This window comes from Lentibacillus kapialis, assembly GCF_014646635.1.
GTDB lineage: Bacteria > Bacillota > Bacilli > Bacillales > Amphibacillaceae > Lentibacillus > Lentibacillus kapialis.
In genome coordinates this window covers 1-22,075 of record NZ_BMNQ01000012.1, presented here as the reverse complement: position 1 = coordinate 22,075, position 22,075 = coordinate 1, and the positions used below count along the sequence as shown (strand labels likewise).

23 protein-coding genes are annotated in these 22,075 nt (G+C 45.8%); 16 read left to right on the top strand and 7 right to left on the bottom strand.

Annotated elements, in window-relative coordinates:
- Window positions 1-11: 11 nt before the first annotated feature.
- The gene (locus IEW67_RS06610) at window positions 12-1,055 is read right to left on the bottom strand and encodes a nuclease-related domain-containing protein (protein WP_188632271.1); all 1,044 of its coding nucleotides are present in this window, start codon (window positions 1,053-1,055) and stop codon (window positions 12-14) included.
- Between the two features lie 516 nt (window positions 1,056-1,571).
- Here IEW67_RS06610 and IEW67_RS06605 point away from each other — a divergent pair.
- The 8 genes from IEW67_RS06605 (at window position 1,572) to IEW67_RS06570 (ending at window position 11,389) form a co-directional block, all read left to right on the top strand.
- Window positions 1,572-2,573: a rod shape-determining protein gene (locus IEW67_RS06605; RefSeq protein WP_188632270.1), complete on the top strand. Its 1,002-nt coding sequence runs from the start codon at window positions 1,572-1,574 to the stop codon at window positions 2,571-2,573.
- Between the two features lie 278 nt (window positions 2,574-2,851).
- Window positions 2,852-3,223 (top strand): DNA-directed RNA polymerase subunit beta, encoded by a 372-nt coding sequence (locus IEW67_RS06600; RefSeq protein ID WP_188632269.1) that lies wholly within the window; start codon window positions 2,852-2,854, stop codon window positions 3,221-3,223.
- A gap of 417 nt (window positions 3,224-3,640) precedes the next feature.
- Window positions 3,641-4,060 (top strand): 3-hydroxyacyl-ACP dehydratase FabZ, encoded by a 420-nt coding sequence (gene fabZ, locus IEW67_RS06595; protein ID WP_188632268.1) that lies wholly within the window; start codon window positions 3,641-3,643, stop codon window positions 4,058-4,060.
- A 546-nt stretch (window positions 4,061-4,606) separates the two neighbouring features.
- Window positions 4,607-4,933, top strand: a complete 327-nt coding sequence (locus IEW67_RS06590) for a hypothetical protein (protein ID WP_188632267.1) — start codon at window positions 4,607-4,609, stop codon at window positions 4,931-4,933.
- A 916-nt stretch (window positions 4,934-5,849) separates the two neighbouring features.
- Window positions 5,850-6,353 carry a competence protein ComK gene (locus IEW67_RS06585; RefSeq protein WP_188632266.1) on the top strand — a complete coding sequence of 168 codons (504 nt, stop codon included), beginning with the start codon at window positions 5,850-5,852 and terminating at the stop codon, window positions 6,351-6,353.
- A 120-nt stretch (window positions 6,354-6,473) separates the two neighbouring features.
- Window positions 6,474-7,334 (top strand): TetR/AcrR family transcriptional regulator, encoded by an 861-nt coding sequence (locus tag IEW67_RS06580; RefSeq protein WP_188632265.1) that lies wholly within the window; start codon window positions 6,474-6,476, stop codon window positions 7,332-7,334.
- 117 nt (window positions 7,335-7,451) lie between these two features.
- The gene (locus IEW67_RS06575; RefSeq protein ID WP_188632264.1) at window positions 7,452-8,321 is read left to right on the top strand and encodes an efflux RND transporter periplasmic adaptor subunit; all 870 of its coding nucleotides are present in this window, start codon (window positions 7,452-7,454) and stop codon (window positions 8,319-8,321) included.
- Complete coding sequence (locus IEW67_RS06570; protein ID WP_188632263.1) at window positions 8,318-11,389, top strand: efflux RND transporter permease subunit; 3,072 nt, start codon at window positions 8,318-8,320, stop codon at window positions 11,387-11,389. Before IEW67_RS06575 ends, IEW67_RS06570 begins: the two co-directional genes overlap by 4 nt.
- On the opposite strand, the gene IEW67_RS06565 is transcribed toward IEW67_RS06570, so the two are convergent.
- The gene (locus tag IEW67_RS06565) at window positions 11,309-11,830 is read right to left on the bottom strand and encodes a hypothetical protein (RefSeq protein ID WP_188632262.1); all 522 of its coding nucleotides are present in this window, start codon (window positions 11,828-11,830) and stop codon (window positions 11,309-11,311) included. The genes IEW67_RS06570 and IEW67_RS06565 overlap by 81 nt on opposite strands.
- 120 nt (window positions 11,831-11,950) lie before the next feature.
- Here IEW67_RS06565 and IEW67_RS06560 point away from each other — a divergent pair, with 120 nt between their 5' ends.
- A complete protein-coding gene (locus tag IEW67_RS06560) occupies window positions 11,951-12,910 on the top strand; it encodes a nuclease-related domain-containing protein (RefSeq protein WP_188632261.1) in 960 nt (319 codons plus the stop codon).
- Here the strand turns inward: IEW67_RS06560 and IEW67_RS06555 are convergent.
- Window positions 12,857-13,108 (bottom strand): hypothetical protein, encoded by a 252-nt coding sequence (locus tag IEW67_RS06555; RefSeq protein ID WP_188632260.1) that lies wholly within the window; start codon window positions 13,106-13,108, stop codon window positions 12,857-12,859. The two genes, IEW67_RS06560 and IEW67_RS06555, sit on opposite strands and share 54 nt — an antisense overlap.
- A gap of 106 nt (window positions 13,109-13,214) precedes the next feature.
- On the opposite strand from IEW67_RS06555, the gene IEW67_RS06550 reads away from it, so the two are divergent.
- Window positions 13,215-13,505 carry a hypothetical protein gene (locus IEW67_RS06550; protein ID WP_188632259.1) on the top strand — a complete coding sequence of 97 codons (291 nt, stop codon included), beginning with the start codon at window positions 13,215-13,217 and terminating at the stop codon, window positions 13,503-13,505.
- Window positions 13,506-13,519: 14 nt separating this feature from the next.
- On the opposite strand, the gene IEW67_RS06545 is transcribed toward IEW67_RS06550, so the two are convergent.
- The 3 genes from IEW67_RS06545 to IEW67_RS06535 all read right to left on the bottom strand — a co-directional run bounded on the left by IEW67_RS06545 (window position 13,520) and on the right by IEW67_RS06535 (window position 15,446).
- A complete protein-coding gene (locus tag IEW67_RS06545; protein ID WP_188632258.1) occupies window positions 13,520-13,963 on the bottom strand; it encodes a threonine/serine exporter family protein in 444 nt (147 codons plus the stop codon).
- Window positions 13,964-14,017: 54 nt separating this feature from the next.
- Window positions 14,018-14,755, bottom strand: a complete 738-nt coding sequence (locus IEW67_RS06540; protein ID WP_188632309.1) for a threonine/serine exporter family protein — start codon at window positions 14,753-14,755, stop codon at window positions 14,018-14,020.
- A gap of 262 nt (window positions 14,756-15,017) precedes the next feature.
- Window positions 15,018-15,446, bottom strand: a complete 429-nt coding sequence (locus IEW67_RS06535) for a DUF2935 domain-containing protein (RefSeq protein WP_188632257.1) — start codon at window positions 15,444-15,446, stop codon at window positions 15,018-15,020.
- A 246-nt stretch (window positions 15,447-15,692) separates the two neighbouring features.
- Here IEW67_RS06535 and IEW67_RS06530 point away from each other — a divergent pair, with 246 nt between their 5' ends.
- The 6 genes from IEW67_RS06530 (at window position 15,693) to IEW67_RS06505 (ending at window position 21,765) form a co-directional block, all read left to right on the top strand.
- The gene (locus IEW67_RS06530) at window positions 15,693-16,433 is read left to right on the top strand and encodes an ABC transporter ATP-binding protein (protein WP_188632256.1); all 741 of its coding nucleotides are present in this window, start codon (window positions 15,693-15,695) and stop codon (window positions 16,431-16,433) included.
- Complete coding sequence (locus tag IEW67_RS06525; protein ID WP_188632255.1) at window positions 16,411-17,427, top strand: ABC transporter permease; 1,017 nt, start codon at window positions 16,411-16,413, stop codon at window positions 17,425-17,427. The genes IEW67_RS06530 and IEW67_RS06525 overlap by 23 nt, the downstream gene beginning before the upstream one ends.
- 64 nt (window positions 17,428-17,491) lie before the next feature.
- Window positions 17,492-18,130 carry a TetR/AcrR family transcriptional regulator gene (locus tag IEW67_RS06520; RefSeq protein WP_188632254.1) on the top strand — a complete coding sequence of 213 codons (639 nt, stop codon included), beginning with the start codon at window positions 17,492-17,494 and terminating at the stop codon, window positions 18,128-18,130.
- A gap of 232 nt (window positions 18,131-18,362) precedes the next feature.
- Complete coding sequence (locus IEW67_RS06515; protein ID WP_188632253.1) at window positions 18,363-19,439, top strand: glycosyltransferase family 4 protein; 1,077 nt, start codon at window positions 18,363-18,365, stop codon at window positions 19,437-19,439.
- A 198-nt stretch (window positions 19,440-19,637) separates the two neighbouring features.
- The gene (gene galU / locus IEW67_RS06510; protein ID WP_188632252.1) at window positions 19,638-20,531 is read left to right on the top strand and encodes a UTP--glucose-1-phosphate uridylyltransferase GalU; all 894 of its coding nucleotides are present in this window, start codon (window positions 19,638-19,640) and stop codon (window positions 20,529-20,531) included.
- A 121-nt stretch (window positions 20,532-20,652) separates the two neighbouring features.
- Window positions 20,653-21,765, top strand: coding sequence for an acyltransferase (locus IEW67_RS06505; RefSeq protein ID WP_229671691.1), 1,113 nt, complete (start codon window positions 20,653-20,655; stop codon window positions 21,763-21,765).
- A 53-nt stretch (window positions 21,766-21,818) separates the two neighbouring features.
- Here IEW67_RS06505 and IEW67_RS06500 read toward each other — a convergent pair.
- On the bottom strand, window positions 21,819-22,075 hold a 257-nt coding region (locus IEW67_RS06500), incomplete at its 5' end, for a hypothetical protein (RefSeq protein WP_229671690.1).

Below are 22,075 nucleotides of genomic sequence, written 5' to 3'. Positions count from 1 at the left end.
CCTTTAGCATATTAATATAAGCTCTGTTTCGCAAAGTCATTATTAAATTTGATAGGTATTGATGAGTGTTGCGGAAAATCTTGAATCGATGGCGAGTAGTAAACTCTGGCACTATTATTGCCAGAATGTTTGAGATTCATCGAGTTTAAAATGACATATATTGTTTTTCTGGAAGCAACTTGCAGCAATTCTCGGCATTGTTTATTCGTGATTGTAGGGCCATGCAGAAGAAAAAGGTCAAGAATAACACGTTCATGGGCGTTGTAACTGATGGCATTGCACCGAGGACATTGCCATTTTTTGTATAGGCGTTTCATCGGATATTGATCGCATTTTTCACAAGGTATGCCTTTTATCAGATGGTGTTCGCCTATATTGTGCGAATGCAAGATATCTGTTCGGAGCGGCATGTTTCCCTTTATTAAAATCTGGCACAATTTTTTGATATCTGAATTGGTAAGGATGTCCTTTGTGTAATTTGAGCTAAGTCTGTCAAGTTGATGGTGGAGGCTTTCATTATGAATGATCTTGTTATAAACATCCGCATCTTTTGTGACATTTTCAATAACAGTTGAGGGGTAAGCAACAACAACGAGCGTTTCAATCGGAATATTGAAGATATTATGCTGTGCAAGCCAACTCTGCAAATGTGTTTTTTGCGCTTCCGCTTGTAAAATCGGATCTTTATACGACTTTATTTCACCATTTACGGACTGCGTTAATTGTCGTTGTTCGGAATCGTATTTAAAAGTTCCTTTCTGATTCTTTATCTCAAGTATATAAAGAGCCTTTTTTGTCAGGATTAGCGAATCAATTTGAAAATAAAATGGAGGGTTTTCCAACCGGACACCTTGAAAAACGAAGAAATCTTTGCAGGGATAAGTGGAAAGTTTGTAGTCAACATTCTTCTCGCCATCATAACCTGCCTTGGCTCGTTTGTATTCTGAAACGATGGCTTCATGGTGCCGATACTGTTTCAGGATACGCCTGAACAGCGCTTCATAAGCTAGCAGCTCGTGTGGCTTATTTCGTTGCATGATTGTAGTGGGGAACAAGTCATCACTCCTTATTGAAAATGATTGATCAATTTATTATTCGACATATTTATACGATTTCCTGCTAAGAATGCATTTATTTTAAAAATATTATGAGACTCATCTAAAATTGAAAAGCGAGGATGTTCCGAACGGTGAAACATGGGCGCGAGAGCTGAAACATGTTCCCGAGAGCGCAAACATGTTCCCGAGAGCTGAAACATGTTCCCGAGAGCGCAAACATGGGCGCGAGAGCTGAAACATGTTCCCGAGAGCACGAACATGTTCCGGAGAGCGCAAACATGTTCCGGAAAACCACATTATCACCCCGTCTCTAGGGCTATTAGGGCAGCTATTTCCGACCTCGTATCCTCTTCAGGTTTGATGTCACACACTTCCGCTGCATAGTGAATTTTTCCTAAGCATTTTTATGCAAATGGAAGTTATATATAATGTTTTGTGGTAAAATATAATATTAGCGGTAATGTGTTTACATATGGATACGAGAAGTATTTGATATCAGGGAGGATTAAATAAATGTTTTCGAGGGATATCGGAATTGACCTGGGTACGGCCAATGTGTTGATCCATTTAAAAGGAAAAGGAATTGTGTTGAATGAACCCTCCGTTGTGGCAATTGATAACAATACCGGCCGCGTGCTTGAGGTCGGGGAGGAGGCGCGCCGCATGGTGGGGCGGACGCCTGGCAATATTGATGCGATCCGTCCATTAAAAGATGGTGTGATCGCCGACTTTGATATGACAGAAGCAATGCTGCGGCATTTTATTGATAAAATAAATGTTAAAGGGTTTTTCTCCAAACCGACGATGCTGATTTGCTGTCCGACAAATATTACGAAAGTCGAACAGAAGGCGATAAAAGAAGCGGCTGAAAAATCCGGTGGCAAAAAAGTTTATCTGGAAGAAGAACCGAAAGTGGCCGCGGTCGGTGCGGGTATGGAGATTTACCAGCCGAGCGGGAACATGATTGTGGACATCGGCGGCGGCACAACGGATGCTGCGGTGTTGTCGATGGGTAATATCGTAACGGCTGAAACGGTTAAAATGGCCGGGGACAAATTTGATGCGGAGATTCTGCAATACATCAAAAAAGAGTATAAACTGCTGATTGGCGAACGGACGGCTGAGGAAATCAAAATTCATGTGGGAACTGTCTGGGCAGGTTCGCGCGAGGAGGAACTGGAGATTCGCGGTCGTGATATGATGACCGGTTTGCCGCGTACAATTACAGTTCATTCAGAGGAAATTGAAAAAGCACTACGGGAGCCGGTTTCTATTATCGTACACGCTGCCAAGCAGGTGCTGGAGAAGACACCGCCTGAATTGTCGGCTGACATCATCGATCGCGGGGTTATTTTGACCGGCGGCGGTGCGTTGACACACGGAATTGACCGACTGCTTGCTGATGAACTGAAAGTCCCCGTCCTCCTGTCTGAGGACCCAATGGATTGTGTTGCCAAAGGAACCGGCATCATGCTGGAGAATATTGACAAAATTGAACGGAAAAAGATTGTCTGATTGATTCATTACTTTGGTAAAACGGCAGCTGGCGAGCACGTCTGTACGCGCAAAAGCATCCTTTGTGCAGACCTTAGTGAGTACCGTATTTGTCAGCCGCGCCGGGTGAATCGAGCCAATTCAGTAAAATGGACAACATTTGGACTGTCGTGGTAATGTAAATCATAATGATAATGAAATTCGGCAAACAGGGATTCGAAATATAAAGCCCTAATACGATTAAAAAATCCGGACAGCGATGAGTCATATGCAACAACAGATGTAAGGAGAAACATGCCATGCCAACAGACGAAAAAGAAAAAACAGAAGAACACAGTAATGCAGCAGTACAGGAAAAAGAACAACAGCAGGAACAGACTCCGGACAAGGTGACGCGCGAAGATCAGAAACAGCAGGGGGAAATCTCAACAGATAAAGCGGCACGGAAAGAACAAAGGAAAAAGCGGAAAGAGGAAAAGCGCCAAAACAAAAAACCGCGCCGCCGCATTTTTCCCATCTGGCTGCGGCTTATTGTTGTGCTCGTTCTTTCGGTAATCGCACTTCTGGTGGGTGTGATGGTTGGCTATGGTGTGATTGGGGACGGTAACCCGACTGACGCATTGAAGTGGGAAACATGGCAGCATATTATCGATATCGTGGTGAAAAAATAGAAAAACGCGGCATTCGCCTCGTCTCATAGCGCGTGCTGAAATTTTTCCATTAAAGTTATCCATTATTTATACTTTCTGACGTTATAAAACGAAACATGCCCGCTCCACACGGGCATGTTTTATGCCGAAATTCCCCTTGAAAACAGCGCGCCTCTGTTATAGTGCGTGTTCAAAAAGGAGGATAAAAAGGACCAAGAAGTTCGAGACGGCGCAGTTTCGAGCAGCGGAATGTATGCCTTTAGATACATGAGCACAAGTAAGGCTACCCTGAATCCGCTTCGCACGCAGGAAAAGTGTTTTTCTTTTCCAAGGAGCGGAGAAACAAGCCAACGAAGAAATTCGAAGTGTCATGTTTACCGGACTTTTTGAACAACCTCTTATAATAACAATATCTTACATATATAAAGGAGCGATTGCATGGATATCGACCAAATCAAGGAGACCATACCACACCGCTATCCATTTTTACTGGTTGATAAAGTAACGGAAATAGAAGAGGGCAAGCGGGTTGAAGCAATCAAGAATGTGACGGCAAATGAGCCATTTTTCCAGGGACATTTTCCTGACTATCCGGTCATGCCCGGTGTGTTGATTGTTGAGGCACTGGCACAGGCCGGCGCGATTTGCGTGCTTGGCATTGAAGAAAACCAGGGCAAGGTCGGTTTTCTCGCAGGACTTGAAAAATGTCGGTTTAAACGCCAGGTAAAGCCGGGCGATCAGCTGCATCTGGAAGTCGAGATCATCCGCTTGAAAGGTCCGGTCGGCAAAGGCAAAGGTGTTGCAACCGTCAACGGCGAAGTAGCCGCAGAAGGCGAAATCACCTTTGCCTTAAAGTGAAACTTCATTCCGTGGGGCGGTTTTCCCCACGGAATGTTAGTTGAACCAATCAGGCACTAATGGTCAGTTAGCCGGCGTTTTTTGGCGGCTTACAGACCATAAGATGCGTGGAAAAGTGAAACTTCATTCCGTGGGGCGGTTTTCCCCACGGAATGTTAGTTGAACCAATCAGGCACTAATGGTCAGTTAGCCGGCGTTTTTTGGCGGCTTACAGACCATAAGATGCGTGGAAAAGTCGAAACTTCATTCCGTGGGGCGGTTTTCCCCACGGAATGTTAGTTGAACCAATCAGGCACTAATGGACAGTCGGATTCCCGCTCATTTTTTTTGGCTTTCCTTCACAAGCTTGAAGTGGGGGTCTTAATGCCAGTTATGTACAGAATAAAATAACATGTCTGTAGGTTCCCCACCTAAGCTGTGGGGAATTTTTCTATTTCCCTCAACCTATCGCACTGCCTCTTAAAAATCATTTTCAAAAAAACAAGTATCACTTCTAAGAAAACGGTTAAGCTATAAACGAAAGTGAACTTGAAAAGGAGGGATAACATGATACAGCGTAAATGGCTGATAAAATTTGGAGCACCCATTTTGGCATTGTCACTTGTTGCCGCCTGCGGAAATGATGAGCAGCAAGATCCGGCCGGCGATAATGAAGACGAAGCGCCGCTGAACCAGGAGGAAGATAATCCGGATATGAACGGTGAAAACCAGGATGATCCACAGCTGGATAACGACAACGATAACGGCACAAACGAAGATGGAACAGATACAAACCAGGACGGCATGAACGGCAACGATCAAAACGATAATGACGGCACTCCGAATGATAACAATAAAGATAACCCGATGGATAAAGAAGAAGACAATAAGTAAAGGTTCGACGGCATTGAATCCCCTTTCGCGAAAGGGGATTTTTAGTAACGTCAGAAAGTATAAATGATGGATGACCTTATAAGAAAAGCTTCGGCATTCGCTATAAGACAAGGCGAATGCCGCGTTTTTCTAATATGACCTTAAGAATAGGTTCGGAAATTAAGGCGTGATTAAATATCGTATCCGGTGTAAGGTCAAACGTTAGATAAATTGTTTGCAGTTCAATGAACAATTCTGCCCCGTTATTCCCTTTTTTCGCCCCGAATTTTGCTTGAATAGCGGAACGAGGGCTCAGGCCCGGAAAACCCAACTTTAGTGGATCCTCATTCCGTTATTTGTGTCAATTAAGACTTTTCCAGCACGTTAGCGGATTCTCATGCCGCTATTTCTTCTTTTCGCCTTAGTTTTGCCCTGTTTTTACTTAAATAACGGAATGAGGATTCATGACACCACTTAATAAAGTCATTTATGCCCATTTAGCGGAATCAGGATCCGTTAGGCTATGAATACTCCCGTTTAAGCGGCTCCTCTCTGCCGTCATGCGCTTCTGTGGATTACGAGCCTGTGACAGTTATGGGTAAGAGCCGTCGTAATATGTTTCCGAAATAGTTCTTGGCAAAATTCAGCTGTGAACATTGTAGGGGATAGATGTATCCAGAATATTGTAAAGCCATATATAGACAAGAATACACATCATCGGAATTTCTCTGACGAATATGGAAAGAGAGACCGGACCGTCCTTTACCCATTTTTTCCTATATCCGTTTGCCTATAGAGTAACTCTCCGAACATAAGAAATGAAATATATGCAAAATATTTATAAAATTTTCCAATTTTGATAGCTAAATATGTAGGATAGTAGTACAATGGTCACGAATACACCATTTAATATAAAGCGTTTGAGGGGGGAAAGTTCATGGCACAAAACTTTTCATCACCGTTATACATAATCACCGAGCGTACGCAAGCTATACTAAGAGAAGATTCATCCTATTATCAGTCACGTATTCTTGAGGAGTCAAACGAACGGAATTCGGTACACAGGCCGGATCAAATTATCAATAATACGTGCATATTAAATGGGTCGACATTAAAAGGCCGGCGTGACTCAATGAAGGGTCTCTTAAAACTGAACAGCAAAGTGCCGGTACCGGTCGTTCCTGAAAAAGGGGTCTATATGTTACCGACGTGCGCATCAAAAAACAAGAATAATGTCTGGATTTCCTTTTACCAGATCAATGATTTTGAGCAGTGTGATAACAGGACCTATGTGTCGTTCCATGATGGCACCGGATTGTTTGTTAATGTTTCAGAATCCGCTTTTGACATGCAATATAAGCGGACAGGCGAAATCATTGCCAGAATGAATCGTTCATTCTTTTTTGGCGGCGGTCCATTCTGGTGGAGACCTTTATTATAAACTTTCCCGTATCTCGGTTCCAATCCTTGCCTTTTCACACTGAGCCATGTAGAATGGAAAAATGACTGACTGGTTAGTAATATAATTCTGACTTAATAAATATGAAACTGGGTGTTCACAGTGAATGCGAAAAAAATAAAATTGATTGAAGCCGGGATGAAATTGTTTGCTGAAAAAGGTTACCATATGACCTCGGTTGAAGCGATTGCAGAGGGTGCGGGCGTCTCCAAAGGCGCCTTTTATTTGTATTTCCAATCCAAAAAGGACTTTATCATGACCGCGTTTCAATACTATCATGACGAAATTAACCGCAGGATTGAGCACGTCGAACAGGAAGATTTGCAGGCGCGCGACAGTTTCGCCAAACAAATCGACGTGGTGACAACCTACATTTATCAATACAAAGATTTTCTTACCATGCATCTTACTCAAACTATTTCAATCGGAGAAAACACGGATGCTTTCATTAAGAAAATAAACGACCAGAATTTTCACTGGCTGCGGCGAAATGTTATGACCATTTACAAAGAGCAAATGGAACCATATGACCCGGATATCATCATCCAGCTTGAAGGACTGATTAACAGTTACTTCAAATGGATTATCATAGACGGAATCCAAATCGACGGGAACCGATTAGGGGCTTATATCGTACGAAGAATGGATGATCTAATTAACGGTTTGGTGGAGCGGAATGAAACACCGCTGGTCACGGCACATACCTACGCAGCTCATCAGGACCAGGACGCCATTACCGCTATCTTAAACACTATGAAAACTAAGATCGCTACACTGGAATTATCTGAAGAAAAGGCGAGTGAACTGAAAGAGATCCTCGAAATTATCCGAAATGAAGCGGTGAAAGAATGTCCGCAGAAGGCAATGATTCAGGGGATGCTGGTTCATTTTCAACGCATCCCGGAATTTAGAACGGAATGTCAGGAAATGGCACGTCGCTTACACATCGATTTGCTTGATTAGACCGGCCCGTTTTGTGAAAAGTTATGGCTACTGACCTATGACAGATGATCTGCGGGTTAGTCAACAACTTATCAAAAAACAGCCATTACATAAAACGAAAAAAGAGGAGATACAGCCATGCGAAAATTTTTTCTAACGGCAGCGGCAATTGTACTGATAAGTATGCTTGCTGCATGCAGTCAGAACGAAGACGACAATGAAGAACAGGAGGAACAGCCCACGGCGGTGGAAACGGCCAAAGCAGCAAGTGGTGATCTGGTCATCAAAAAATCACTATACGGCCGCACTGAGCCGGGCAGCACAACACCGGTGACACTACAGTCTGCAGGGGAAATCACCGAACTCAAGGTTGAAAATGGCGATACCGTGGAAGAGGATGAGCATCTGGCAACCGTTAAAACAGCTGCAGGCAGTCAACATATCAATGCCTCCAAGGCAGGTGAAATTGCTCAATTGACGGCGGAAGAGGGAGCGATGGCCTCACCTGATTCCGGCCCGCTTATGATCATTGCCGATTTTGATCCGCTGACGATCAATCTGACGGTTGCCGCGGAAACACTGGATTTACTGGGAACAGGGGATACGTATCCGGTGACGATTGATGATCAGGAATATGAAGCTGAGATCACGTCTGTCGCCTCCATGCCCAATGATACAGGCCTTTATCCGGTAGAAGCCGACATCAGCAACGGCGACGGCCATATTACAACGGGTACCGTAGCCAATTTGCAAGTGCCGGAAAACCGAGTAAAAGATACAATGATCCTGCCGACTGAAGCCATTGTCACCGAAAGCGGTGAGACGTTTGTGTATGTTGTAAAGGACAATCAGGCGGTGAAAACGAACGTGACGATTCAAGAAAGCCAGTCCGAGGAGACAGCTGTCAAAGGTGATGTCGCTGAAGGCGATCAGGTCGTTGTCAATGGCTTATTGACCCTGTCGGATGGCATGGAAGTCAACGTCATTGAAGGGGAGGATAAATCTTGAAGCTCGTCAATACCTCTGTTAAACGGCCTGTCGGTGTGATTATGATCGTCCTGGCGATCATCGCCCTCGGTACGGTGTCACTGCGCAATTTGAATGTCGATCTGTTTCCGAAAATTGATTTGCCGATTGCCGTTGTCGCAACATCGTATGAAGATGCCGCACCACAGGAAGTCGAAAATTTAATCAGCCGGCCAATTGAGTCCTCGGTCAGTTCGGTGGAAGGGATTCAGACTGTACAATCGCAGTCACAGTCGGGTTCCTCCCTTGTGGTCATGATGTTCAATAATGGAACCGATCTTGATCAGGCCTTGCTCAACGTACGCGAAAGTGTTGATCAAGTCAAGGGCATGCTCCCGGATGAAGCCGGCGAGCCGAGCATCATGCGGTTTAGTCCTGATCAGCTGCCCGTTATGTGGGTTGGTCTGACAGGGGATCAAGCTTCGGAACTGACAAAGGTTGCCGACGATCAGATCGTGCCGTTTTTTGAACGCCAGAGCGGTGTAGCATCTGTCACCGTTGAGGGGGCAAAAGAACGCGAAATCCAAATTGTGCTTGATCAGTCTAAAATGCAGCAGTATGGTGTGACGGCACAAACGATTACACAAGCCTTGAACAGCTCGAACCAATCGGCTTCAGTCGGTGACGTTGAAAAAGGGAACAAGGATCTGCAACTGAGAGTGACCGGCGAATTTGAATCGGTCGACGATATTCGAGAAACGATTGTCCAGACCGAATCAGGCGGTACCATTCACGTCGACGAGCTTGCGGAAGTAAACGATACGTACAAAAAATCATCAGGCGAAACACTGGTGAATGGTGAATCCGCTGTTGTGTTGTCCATCATGAAAAAGACTGATGCCAACACGGTCGAAGTGGCAAACAATATCAATGACAGCATGGAAGAACTGGAAGGTGAACTGCCTTCAGATGTGCAGTCGGATGTTATCATTGACACGTCTGAGTACATTAAAATGTCGATTAGCTCGGTCGTACAGAACATTTTGATCGGTGGCATTATTTCGTTCCTGATTTTATTGCTGTTTTTGAAGAGTCTGCGCGCGACGATTGTTATCGGTCTATCGATTCCAATTGCCATTATCTCCACATTTACGCTAATGTATTTTACCGGTGAAACGCTGAATGTGCTCACACTGGGCGGACTCGCGCTCGGACTTGGAATGATGGTCGACAGTTCAATCGTTATACTCGAACATATTTATACGTACAGGCAGCGTGGCTATTCGCTGATGGAATCAGCCATTAAGGGTGCTTCTGAACTGGCCCCGGCCGTTATTGCCTCCACGACTACGACATTGGTTGTCTTTCTGCCGATGGTCTTTGTTGAGGGTATCGCATCTGATATGTTCACACCATTGGCACTGGCCGTATCATTCTCGTTGATTGCATCACTCATTGTCGCCGTGACACTGGTCCCGATGCTTTCATCAAAACTACTGGCCAAAGCAACGCAGGAAAGTGGAAGGCGTTATTGGTTCAACCGCGTGCTGGACCGTGTGAATAATGGGTATCGCAGCGTTCTGAAATGGGTGCTTGGACACCGGAAAACAACTGTATTTGGAACGCTTGCCGTCATTGCCGGAAGCCTTGCGCTCACCCCAATGATCGGTGCTTCGTTTATCCCGTCATCCGATCAAGGACAGCTTCAGATAACGGTCGAAACCGCACCGGGAAGTTCACTGGCCCATACACAGGATGTGACGGAACAAGTCAGTAGAGAGTTAGAGGCGTATGATGATCTTCTGGAAACGAGTTATCTGAATGTCGGCGGAAGTGGTGGGGGCGGTGCACCAATGGCATCGTCAGGCAATCAGGCAACATACATGCTGCAGCTGATCCCAGCGTCTGAACGGACAAAAAATACAGATGATGTTGTGGAATCTATCAGTGATGATTTGTCTGCCGTTCCGGGAGCAGAAATATCCGTCACGGCAACAAACAGTGCCGCGGGAACAGGGGATCCGGTTCAAATCAGCCTGAAAGGGCCGGAACACGAGGTGCTCCGCGAGTTAGCCGATGAAGTGACTGGCACCATTTCCGAGGTTAACGGCGTTCATAATGCGACATCATCAGCTGAAGAAGGCGTTCCGCAGATGAGCATCAACGTCAATTCAGAAAAAGCTGCTATGTACGGTCTGACAGAACAACAGATTGTCAGTCAGATTCAGCTCCAATTTACGGGACAGACAGCTGCACAGTACCGTGAAGAAGGCGACGAAATGAATGTGACGCTGATGTATCCGGAGGAAGAACGGCGTACAATCAGTGATGTGGAAAACATGAGCATCCAATCCGAGAGCGGTGCTGCCGTTCCACTGTCATCACTGGTCACCTTAAAAGAGGTTCAAGGTCCGGTCACACTACAGCGTGAAAATCAGCAGCCGCAAGTAAACGTGACCTCAGAAATTCTTGACCGTGATTTAGGAAGCGTTATGAGTGATGTTAAACAGAAATTGAATCACATGAGCATGCCTGAGGGTTACAGTTATGAAATCGGCGGGCAAGCGCAGGATATGGCCGATTCATTCAGGGATTTGTCTATTGCACTTGTATTCTCGATATTCCTTGTCTATGCCGTGATGGCGGTCCAGTTTGAAAACTTCCTGTTCCCGTTCATTATTATGTTTTCACTGCCGGCAACGGTTGTCGGTGTATTGGGCGGATTATTCATAACCGGTCTGCCGCTGAGCATCCCGGCATTTATCGGAGTGATCATGCTTGCAGGAATTGTCGTCAATAACTCAATCGTGCTCGTTGACTATATCAATATTGTCCGGCGGGAAGGCAAAGACCGCTACCAAGCGATATTGGAAGCCGGCCCGAGCCGTCTGCGTCCAATATTGATGACGACGCTAACGACGATTCTCGCTATGGTGCCGCTCGGACTTGCGCTGGGTGAAGGGGCCGAAATGCAGCAACCATTAGCTGTAACGATCATCTTCGGCCTGACTATCTCGAGTATCTTCACATTATTGCTGATACCGGTCGTCTACACATTGTTTGATGATCTGACAGCAAAAATAACACGCCGACGCAAAAAAGCTGAATAATCGCTGAAGGAGAGCTCCCCGCCGAGGCGGGGAGCTCCTGTTGCTTGCTGGGCATTGAAAGGAGGGTGGCGATTCGCGCGAGGACGGCTTGATTTCGCGCGAGAACGGCCCGATTTCGCGCGAGGATGGCCTGATTTCGCGCGAGAACGGCCCGATTTCGCGCGAGGATGGCCTGATTTCGCGCGAGGCACCCGGGAATTCGCGCGAGGATGGCCTGATTTCGCGCGAGGCACCCGGGAATTCGCGCGAGGACGGCTTAATTTCGCGCGAGACCCCCGGGAATTCGCGCGAGGATGGCCTGATTTTGCGCGAGGCACCCGGGAATTCGCGCGAGAACGGCCTGATTTCGCGCGAGGCACCCGGGAATTCGCGCGAGGACGGCCTGATTTCGCGCGAGACCCCCGCAATTTCGCGCGAGGTGGAAAATTGTTCAGCGCACAAACTTTCAATAACGTTGATTTTCGGCGGTTGCCGAAAATCTTCATTTTGAATATATACTTTATCCTGATAAATGTGCTATAGTCATATTGAACCCTAAAAACTAAATAAAAGGAGCATAAAATGAAAATTAAAAAACGATCGAAACCTCTTCCACTCCGAAAACTTGATGTGATCATTCCAAGATTATCCCCGCAATTCCCACGGCTCCCTGAGATGAAAGAAGAAGCTAAAAAGCAGGGACGCGGTTATTCAGGCGAAATCAAGGTTGATTATCACCTCGAAATTTTAGCAAGCCGATATACACTTCTCGATGACGTCTACCTCCACAATAACAGTAAAAACTTCCAAATTGATTCTCTTATTGCAGGTAATCACGGTATTTTCATAATTGAAACGAAAAATTATATGGGAACCATTATATTTGATTCCATCCTCAAACAACTCATCCGAGATGATGGCAATGTTGAATCAGGTTTTAATTATCCCATTACCCAAACGGAAACTCAGAAATTTCATCTCCGGAATTGGCTCCTAAAACATCGACTCACACATATTCCTATTTATTACTTTATCGCTATAGCGGATCCTACAACCATCATCAAGGTAGACGGGGATCGCGAGGCCATTTCAAAAGTGGTTGCACACGCAGCGCGCATTCCCGGCATGATTATCGAGAAGGATCAGGAACTTGCTCAAGCAGGAAAGCCTAAACTTCCTGATTATCAGATAGGTAAAATGATTTTACATGAATGTGGCGTATATGATATGGATATTATGGGGCAATTTGGTCTGACATGCAGAAATTTGCTTCCGGGAGTCTTTTGCCCCGGATGCGGGATACGCGGGATGCAGCGCATTCATGGCGGATGGATTTGCAGAAAATGCAGGCACAAAAGCTATTATGCACATGTGAAAGAAGTTCATGATTATGTGTTATTAAATGGGTCCATAACCAACACCGAATGCATGTGGCTGCTTGGACTGAATTCAAGGAGTACTGCAACCAGAGTTCTGCAAAAAAGCGGCTTAATATATTTGAAAGAGCCCAAATGCTGGGTTAAGAAGACGAGAATCTATTAAACAAATTGCTTTTGGAAATTCGCGCGAGGTAGTCATCACATCGCGCGAGGCCATCGCAATTTCGCGCGAGGCCACTGCAATTTCGCGCGAGAACGGCCCGAATTCGCGCGAGGCCACTGCAATTTCGCGCGAGAACGGCCCGAATTCGCGCGAGGCCACCGCAATTTCGCGCGAGAACGTCCCGAATTCGCGCGACAACTACACAAAATCGCGCGACGCTTTGATGCGATTTGGTTATTGAACGAATGAATGCATATAATAATATGGTATGATAGGAATAGAAATAGTGAATGGAGGCAAAGTTATGTCGTCTTCCAGAATTATGAAATGGATAACCGGCGGGTGTGAGGCGTTTTTGGGAATCCCGCTTATCGGCGGTTCGTTTATCCTCAGTACATCATGGGGAGCTCTGCTTGTCATGTTTATCCTCCATCTTGTCACGCTGATTATCGCACGAAATGAAAAGGGAAGCATCGCGGGGAGCGTTCTCGGTATGGTAACCTCGTTTATTGGTGTCATTCCCATTCTTGGCATGATCATGCACATCATTACTGCGATTGTATTGCTTATCGACGCTGCGCTCCATAAACAGTAACGTGCTGCGTGATACTATGATGCAGCGTTTTTCGGATTCATTTTTCGCATAATCTGGTTTGCCACCTCTGAAAACATCAGTCCGATGGCAATTGCACCGGCAAGGAGCATCACCTTTGCCGATAATTGGACAGCCGTATAGTAATCATTTTCTACAAAATGGCGCATGGCATCATAGGCAACCCCACCGGGAACAAGTGGAATAATTCCGGAAACACTGATGATGATCACCGGCATTTTAAACATTCTTGCGCAAATTTGGCTGAGGATTCCCGCAAGTATCGCTCCAAAAACCGTTGCGGGTACAATATCCATGCCGGCAGTTGAGAGTGAATAAAACAAAATCCACCCTGACATGCCGACAATGCCGCATTGGATGAGGGCTCTTTTTGGTGCATTGAACAGCACCCCAAATCCTGCTGCTGCAATAAAACTGGTTATCAGCTGAGCTGTTATCATAAGAATAGCTCCCTTGGAAGTTTATCAAAAAGTTCTTCACAGCAATTAAGCTTTTTAAAATGCAAATATAACCGCAACGCCTGCACCGATGGCAAAAGCAGTCAATAAAGATTCGACACCTTTGGACACCCCTGCCACAAGATGTCCGGCCATCAAATCACGGACAGCATTTGTGATATGTAGTCCCGGCACGAGCGGCATCACGGCGCCGGTGATTACTTTGTCCAAATTGCTGCCTAATCCGTTTGCTATAAACAGTATCGCGATCAATCCGATGAAAAACGAAGCTGTAAAATGGGCTATGAAGCTGATCGCCACCCATTTTGCTGCCACGGCCATGATAGCATACCCTATTCCGCCGGCGATAAACGAAGGGATGATATCTAACCAGCTGCCCCCGAACATAAATGAAAAACTACCGCTGACAAACGCAGCAGCGACGATCTGCATCCAATAAGGGAAGGGCAGGCGTTTGTGATCAACATCATTTAAACGTGTAAGTGCTTGATTGATAGTGATGCGGCCCGACGTAATATCACGTGAGATACTGTTGACGTCCGCAATTTTATGTAGATCCGTCGAGCGGTTTTCAATACGGATAAAATTGGTCACAGCAGCAAAATCGGCTGAAAAATTAATCCCGGTCGGTGTTGCATAGCTCTGCACATTTTCCAAACCAGTAGCGGATGCGATCCGGTTCATCGTATCCTCTACACGATATGTTTCCGCACCGCTTTCAAGCATGATCTTCCCGGCCAGCATACACACCTTCGCAATTAACACACGATCCATTAGCCGCACCACCTTTCTGTTCACATTATAATGTTTTACAGCTCGTTTTGGAAGGTAAAACGTATGCAATAGCACCCCGAACTCGTGCGAGAGCGTCCCGAACTCGTGCGAGAGCACCCTGAACTCGAGCGAGAGCGGCCTGAACTCGTGCGAGAAGGCCCTGAACTCGTGCGAGAGCGTCCCGAACTCGTGCGAGAGCACCCCGAACTTGAGCGATGGCATCCCCGACCCGGGCGGACCGCCACCCCATCCCCTCTCTTATTTAGTTCTGCTCGTACAAAATAGTCTGTGCGATGCCTATAAAATATTCCGATTCATCAATAATGTGATCAATCACGACTTTGGCTGTTGGGTTGCTTGAAACGGCAGAGCTCCCGTTTTTGATCTGTCTGCAAAATTGAATAAAAGCGACCGACTCCTGCAGACAGAATGATACGAGTTCGAGCACTTGTTGATGGAGCGCGGGCGAGATGGTGTTGTGGCTTCTGATGACTGTCTCGATAAAGCGTTTGACGTGTTGGTGGGAGGCGTCAAGTTCTTGCTCCCAGCGTTTCAGGGCTTCAATGTATTCTTCCTCCAGATTGGTGACCAGTTCCCGCATGACCACTGTATGCTCTGCTTCCTGCTGTTTCCAGAATTCCGTTTCATCAAGCACTCGAAGCGGCATCTGCTTGCCGTAATAGAATTGCATAGTGCTTCCCCCTGTTATCAAAACTTTTGTCCCGTAATATTTATGCCTGCAACAGCATGTTTATGATTTCGCCACTACCACTAAAAGGGCCATATTTACAAATATAAATGAATACAGTATTATAGTGAGTAATCACTCACAACCACTTACTATAATTCACAATCACTCGCAATCACTCACAACTACTTACTATAACTCATAATCACTCACAAATATTCAAAACATCCACCAATGGGAGGGGTGCATATGTCTGATGTTGTTAAACTGGAAAACGTGCAGCATAGCTATAATAAAAAATTGGTCTTAAAAGATGTGAATCTCGCCATTCCGGAGGGGCAGTTGTTTGGGCTGCTCGGGCCATCCGGTTCAGGCAAATCAACGCTTGTGAAAATTATCATTGGTCTCTTGACACCTGGCAGTGGAACCGTCCAAATCGAGGATAAACCAATGCCTTCATTCAAACTGATGTCGGAAATTGGCTATATGGCCCAGTCTGATGCTTTGTATAATGAATTGACCGCCAGAGAAAACATGCAATTTTTTGCAGCATTGTATCAACTCCCCAAGCAGAAACAGAAGGAACGAATTGCTGAAGTGTCCGAGCTTGTCAACTTGTCAGACGTTTTGGATCAGACACTGGAAACATTCTCAGGCGGCATGAAACGGCGCATGTCTCTGGCGATTGCCTTGCTCCACCAGCCCAAATTGCTGATTTTGGATGAGCCGACCGTCGGCATTGACCCCGTTCTTCGTGCATCGATCTGGGAAGCCTTCCGAAAAATGCAGCAAGCGGGAACGACGATTATTATCACGACCCATGTCATGGATGAGGCGGAAAAATGCGATAATCTGGCACTTCTGCGGGAGGGTTATCTCATCGCCCAGGGCAACCCGGAGGATTTAAGGGTAAAAAGCGGTACACAAACGCTTGAAGACGCATTTTTATATTTTGGAGGTGCTGATTATGCGCATACAGGCAATCGTTAAACGGATCATCCGGCAGTTTTTACGTGATAAACGCAGCATCGCACTCATGATGATTGCACCGCTGTTGGTGATGACGCTGCTATGGCTTGTTCTCGATATGGACGATTATGTTCCGACAATCGCTGTCACCAATGCGCCACAGCCTATGCAGGAAGCTCTGGAGGCACAGGACGTCGATATGTTGACCACGGATGAAAGGCATGGTAAAGAAGCGCTGGAGGAACGAGATGCTGATGCTCATCTATCATTCGAACATAGCAAACCGGAATTGACGATGGAGGGAAGCAACCCCACCGCAACATCAGCTGTCCGGAATGTTGTCAGCAGTGCGGTCAAACAAATGAATCCCAAGGCGCCCGATATGGAGCTGTCGTTTCTGCACGGATCATCCGATTTAAACCTGTTTGATAATACCGGTTCCGTCCTGATCGGCTTTTTTGTGTTCTTTTTCGTTTTTATTATCGGTGGTGTGTCATTTTTGCGCGAACGCACACAAGGCACATTGGAGCGGATGATGGCCACCCCATTGCGGCGTTGGGAAATCGTTGCCGGCTATCTGCTCGGTTTCGGTCTTTTTATCATCATTCAATCTATTATTGTAGCGGCATTTTCCATCTATGTGCTGGATATTTATATGGCGGGGTCATTCCTGTCGGTGCTGGTGATTGCATTTCTGCTGGCTATCACGGCCCTGAGCCTGGGAACACTGCTGTCGGCATACGCCAAAAACGAATTCCAAATGATCCAGTTCATCCCGGTTGTCATCGTCCCCCAAGTGTTTTTCTCCGGCGTTTTTCCGATCGAATCGGTTGATTGGATCAATGCGATTGGACACATCATGCCACTGACGTTTGGGGCGGACGCATTGAAAGCCATTATGATAAGGGGTGCGGGATTGAACACAGTTATCACGGATATGGCCGCTTTGATCGGTTTTTCAGCAGGCTTCATCACATTGAATATCATCGCACTTAAGCGGCATCGGACACTGTAATGCAGTGGGGCGCATTTCGACCCTTTGACCAGTAAAATTGATATACATACAGGAGGCAATGAGCATGTCGGATATGATGGATACATTACGCAATGAAAAAAATATGACGCCAAAACAGATTGACATTCTAAGGGCGGCGGTTGAACTGATTGCCGAAAAAGGCTACTACAATACATCGACAAGTGAAATCGCCGATCGGGCGGGTGTCGCTGAGGGGACGATTTTTCGCCACTACCGCACGAAAAAAGATTTGCTTGTTGCAATCGTGACGCCTGTTATTTCAAATTTTTCGGCACCATTATTTGCTGAACAATTCGTTGCTCAAGTTTTCCGCGAGGCATATGCGACCTTTAAAGAATTGCTTTACGCGTTCATCAAAAACCGCTTTGAATTTGCACAATCCAACGTTCCGCTGATCAGAATCCTGCTGCAGGAACTGGCGTTTCACCCGGAAATCCAGACTGTGTATAAGCAGCAGTTTTCTGAAAAAGTTTATCCGGCGCTTAATCAGGCAATCGATTTTTACAAACAAAAAGGTGAGCTTAAGGATATGCCGAACGAGACGATTATCCGCACCATAGTATCTACCATACTGGGATTCATGATGACACGGTTCATGTTAAAGCCGGATCAGAATTGGGATGATGAAGCGGAGATAAAACAGACCATCGACATCATGATGGATGGGTTAGGAAAGGTGTGAGCCAACATAACAGCATACCCGCCGTAGCTTCATGCCTGACATTCCGACGGGAGACGTTTGGCTATCAAAAAAGTGAACCGGACATGATGGTTGTCGAAATAAGTCTCAAGCGGGCATTGGCAACTTCAGTATCGTGACGAAATGTGAATAAATTTGCCTCATCCGGCTATATTCCGCTATAATTTAAACAATAATGACATCGTTCGATATAGCCATTCCAAGGAGACCAATCATGTTTAATTATACCGATTTGGCGATTGCGTTTTTAATCGCCCTCATTTCGGCCTTTTTGTTAACCAATCCCGTCAAAAAACTGGCCATCAAACTTAAAGCGGTTGACCTGCCGAACTATCGGAAAATCCATAAAAAGGTTACACCAAGGCTGGGCGGTGTGGCGATATTTGCGGGAGTCCTTTTGGGTGGGCTCTATTTGCAGCCGCGTCACCCGCATTTGCCGGAGATCATACTGGGCGGCATTGTCATTCTTATTACCGGCGCTTTGGATGACCGTTTTGCTATTCGGCCCGTCGTCAAATTGACCGGTCAGCTTATCGCTGCGTCATTTCTTATTTCATCCGGGTTAATCATCGACCGGATTACACTCCCGATCATTGGTATGATTGATCTGGGATTTATGAGTGTGCTGATAACAGTGCTATGGATCATCGGTATCACGAACGCGATTAATTTGATCGACGGACTGGACGGGCTTGCGACAGGTGTTTCGACAATTGCACTCTCAAGCATGCTGGTTATGGCGGTGATTGATGTCAAGATTCTGGCTGCTTACTTGTGCGTCATCCTGATTGGTGCGAACCTTGGTTTTTTGTATCACAATTTCTACCCGGCTAACATTTATATGGGCGACACCGGATCGAACTTTTTGGGCTATATGATTGCCGTTGTTTCCATCGTTGGTTTGTTCAAAAACATTGCCCTGTTCAGTTTTATCATTCCGGTTATCGTACTGGCGGTACCGATCTTTGATACACTGTTTGCCATCACCCGACGTGCCTATAATAAAGAGCCGATCATGATGCCGGATAACAAGCACATTCACTATCGATTGATTGCAGCGGGATTTAGCCACCGAAAAACGGTGCTGATCATTTACGCGTTCAGCGTCCTGTTTGGCTTTATGGCCATCCTGTTTTCTTACGCCAGCCTGACGACAGCACTCGTCATCACGTTTCTGGTTCTGTTTTTGCTGCATATTTTTGCCGAGATTGGGGGCCTTGTCATGGGTGGCAAAAAACCGTTTCTGGATACAGTGGGAAAAACGTTCAGTAAGCGGAAGAGGGGACGGTAACTGCGTTGGATCCAGGACCATTACGAACGTCAGCCATTAATCCTCCCTGCGTCGCAACCGTTGATAAATATCGGCCGGGATCCATCTGTGACCAAATCCCCGTACATACCCTATTCAACCATCATGGTACAAATCAGCTCAATCCATGCACTTGTTCAAAAGTTCAGCTACAATAGAACCAAATAAGGAGGTATCATTATGCAGCAAATCAAAAAAGCGATTATACCTGCAGCGGGTCTTGGGACACGGTTTCTGCCGGCCACAAAGGCGATGCCGAAAGAAATGCTGCCAATCGTTGACAAACCAACAATCGAATATATTGTCGATGAGGCTATTGAATCAGGTATTGAAGATATCATTATCGTCACGGGGAAAGGGAAGCGTGCAATTGAGGATCATTTTGACCACTCGCTTGAACTGGAAGATAACCTGATGAAAAAGGAAAAATTTGAGCAGCTGGAGCGGATTAAGAAGTCAGCCAATGTTGATATCCATTATATCCGGCAAAAAGAGCCTAAGGGGCTGGGACATGCAGTCTGGTGCGCACGCAAGTTTATTGGCGAGGAGCCGTTTGCGGTACTTTTAGGAGATGATATCATCGAAAGTGGTACGCCGGGTTTGAGTCAAATGATCCGTGAATACGAAAAAGCGCAAAGCTCGATCATCGGCGTACATAAAGTACCGGAAGATGAGACGCATCGTTATGGGATTGTTGATCCATTTGAAAAGTCCGGTAACCTGCATCAGGTGAAGAACTTTGTTGAGAAACCAAAGCAGGGCACCGCACCATCCGATATGGCAATTATTGGTCGGTACATCCTGACACCGCAGATTTTTGATTTCCTCGAACAGCAAAAAATTGGCGCCGGCGGGGAAATCCAGCTGACGGATGCCATCCAGGAATTGAATAAAATCCAGCGTGTGTTCGCCCTTGAAATTGAAGGCAGACGCTATGATGTCGGCGAACAACTTGGCTTTATTCAGACAACGATTGAAATTGCCTTATCGCGCGATGATTTACGCGAGCCGCTGAAGGCGTATTTGAGTGAATTGCAGAAAGACCTGGAAGAAAAAAAAGATATCAATATGTAAAAGCCACGTTACAGACGGTGGCTTTTTTTAATTGAAATGTAATTCCCATTCCACCCTGTTTTAAAACTGCTATCTCGAATAGTTTAAATAGACGAAATATGACAGGGAGATGTACATCGTGATGGAGCGCCATTATAGTATTGATTTTGTAAAATTTTTCGCCATTTTTGCTGTGGTATGTATCCACACAGGTACACTAAGAGATGTACAGAGTGGAATTGACGGCGAAACAATTGATTTTGTTATCAATACAGTAGCGAGATTTGCTGTCCCATTTTTCTTTACGGTTTCCGGATATTTGTTCTTTCAAAAGTTGGATACGCTGCAAGGATTTGAAGCACAGCTGCACTATGCAAAAAAGTACATGGTAAAACTAATCAAACTATGGGCTGCATGGTTTGTATTTTATTTCTGCTTTGATCTGGCAATCAATATCATTGAAACGGAAAAAAACCAGGCAGCGCTTATGGTCATGTATCATGATTATATTGAAAGCTTTTTGTCATGGGAAACGTTTTACTATGGTTCAGGGCATAATCAGTATCATTTGTGGTTTTTGCTTGCACTGATATGGTCTGTAGCAATGCTTTTCATTTTTGCAAAAGCAAGACTTGTGCGTGTTCTTTTTGTTATTAGTCTAGGTTTGAATATATATGGCCTTTCTGGGCAATCGTATTCATTTTTAGCGGATGTGCCACTCGATACAAGGGATGCATTGTTTTTCGGGTTGTTCTATACGAGTTTGGGAGCGTTGTTTGCCCGCTATGGTGATCAGCTGAACAAAATAGCGAACAGCATTCCTGACTTGCTTTACGGGGCTTTGCTTGTCATCCTGCCACTGCTGCAGGCTCTGGAGGGGAATATTACCATTAAGCAGTTTGGAGGTAACACCGGTGATTATTATCTGACGACCATTCCGTTAGTCGTTATTTTGTTTATGTTCATTATGAAGTATAATTCGATTGGAAAAGGTACACTAATATCAAAAATTGGATCTCGGGCGGTGGGTGTTTATGTGTCGCATGTATTTATTATGAAGACGGTTAGAATTTTTATATCACGAATAGGCGTAGAAGAGATACAAGAAACGTTGATTTGGAACATTCTCTTTACACCGCTTTTGTTAATAATAGCTTACTTGTTCTATGAAAACCTTCAGCAAATTAAAAAGAATGGTGCAGCATTTTTTCAAAGCAGAAAAATAACTACTATAGATTCAAAAAGTAACCTATAAGGTGTTGATTTTCGGCAGCCGCCGAAAATTTTCTATTAAAAGGAAAAAGCACGCTACCCACCGAAATCGCGCGACACGCCCGAGATTTCGCGCGAGCACACCCCGAAATCGCGCGACACCCTCGGGATTTCGCGCGAGCACCCGCCGAAATCGCGCGACACCCCCGGGATTTCGCGCGAGCACACCCCGAAATCGCGCGACACCCCCGAGATTTCGCGCGAGCCCCTGCCGAAATCGCGCGACACCCCCGGGATTTCGCGCGAGCCCCCGCCGAAATCGCGCGACACCCCCGAGATTTCGCGCGAGCCCC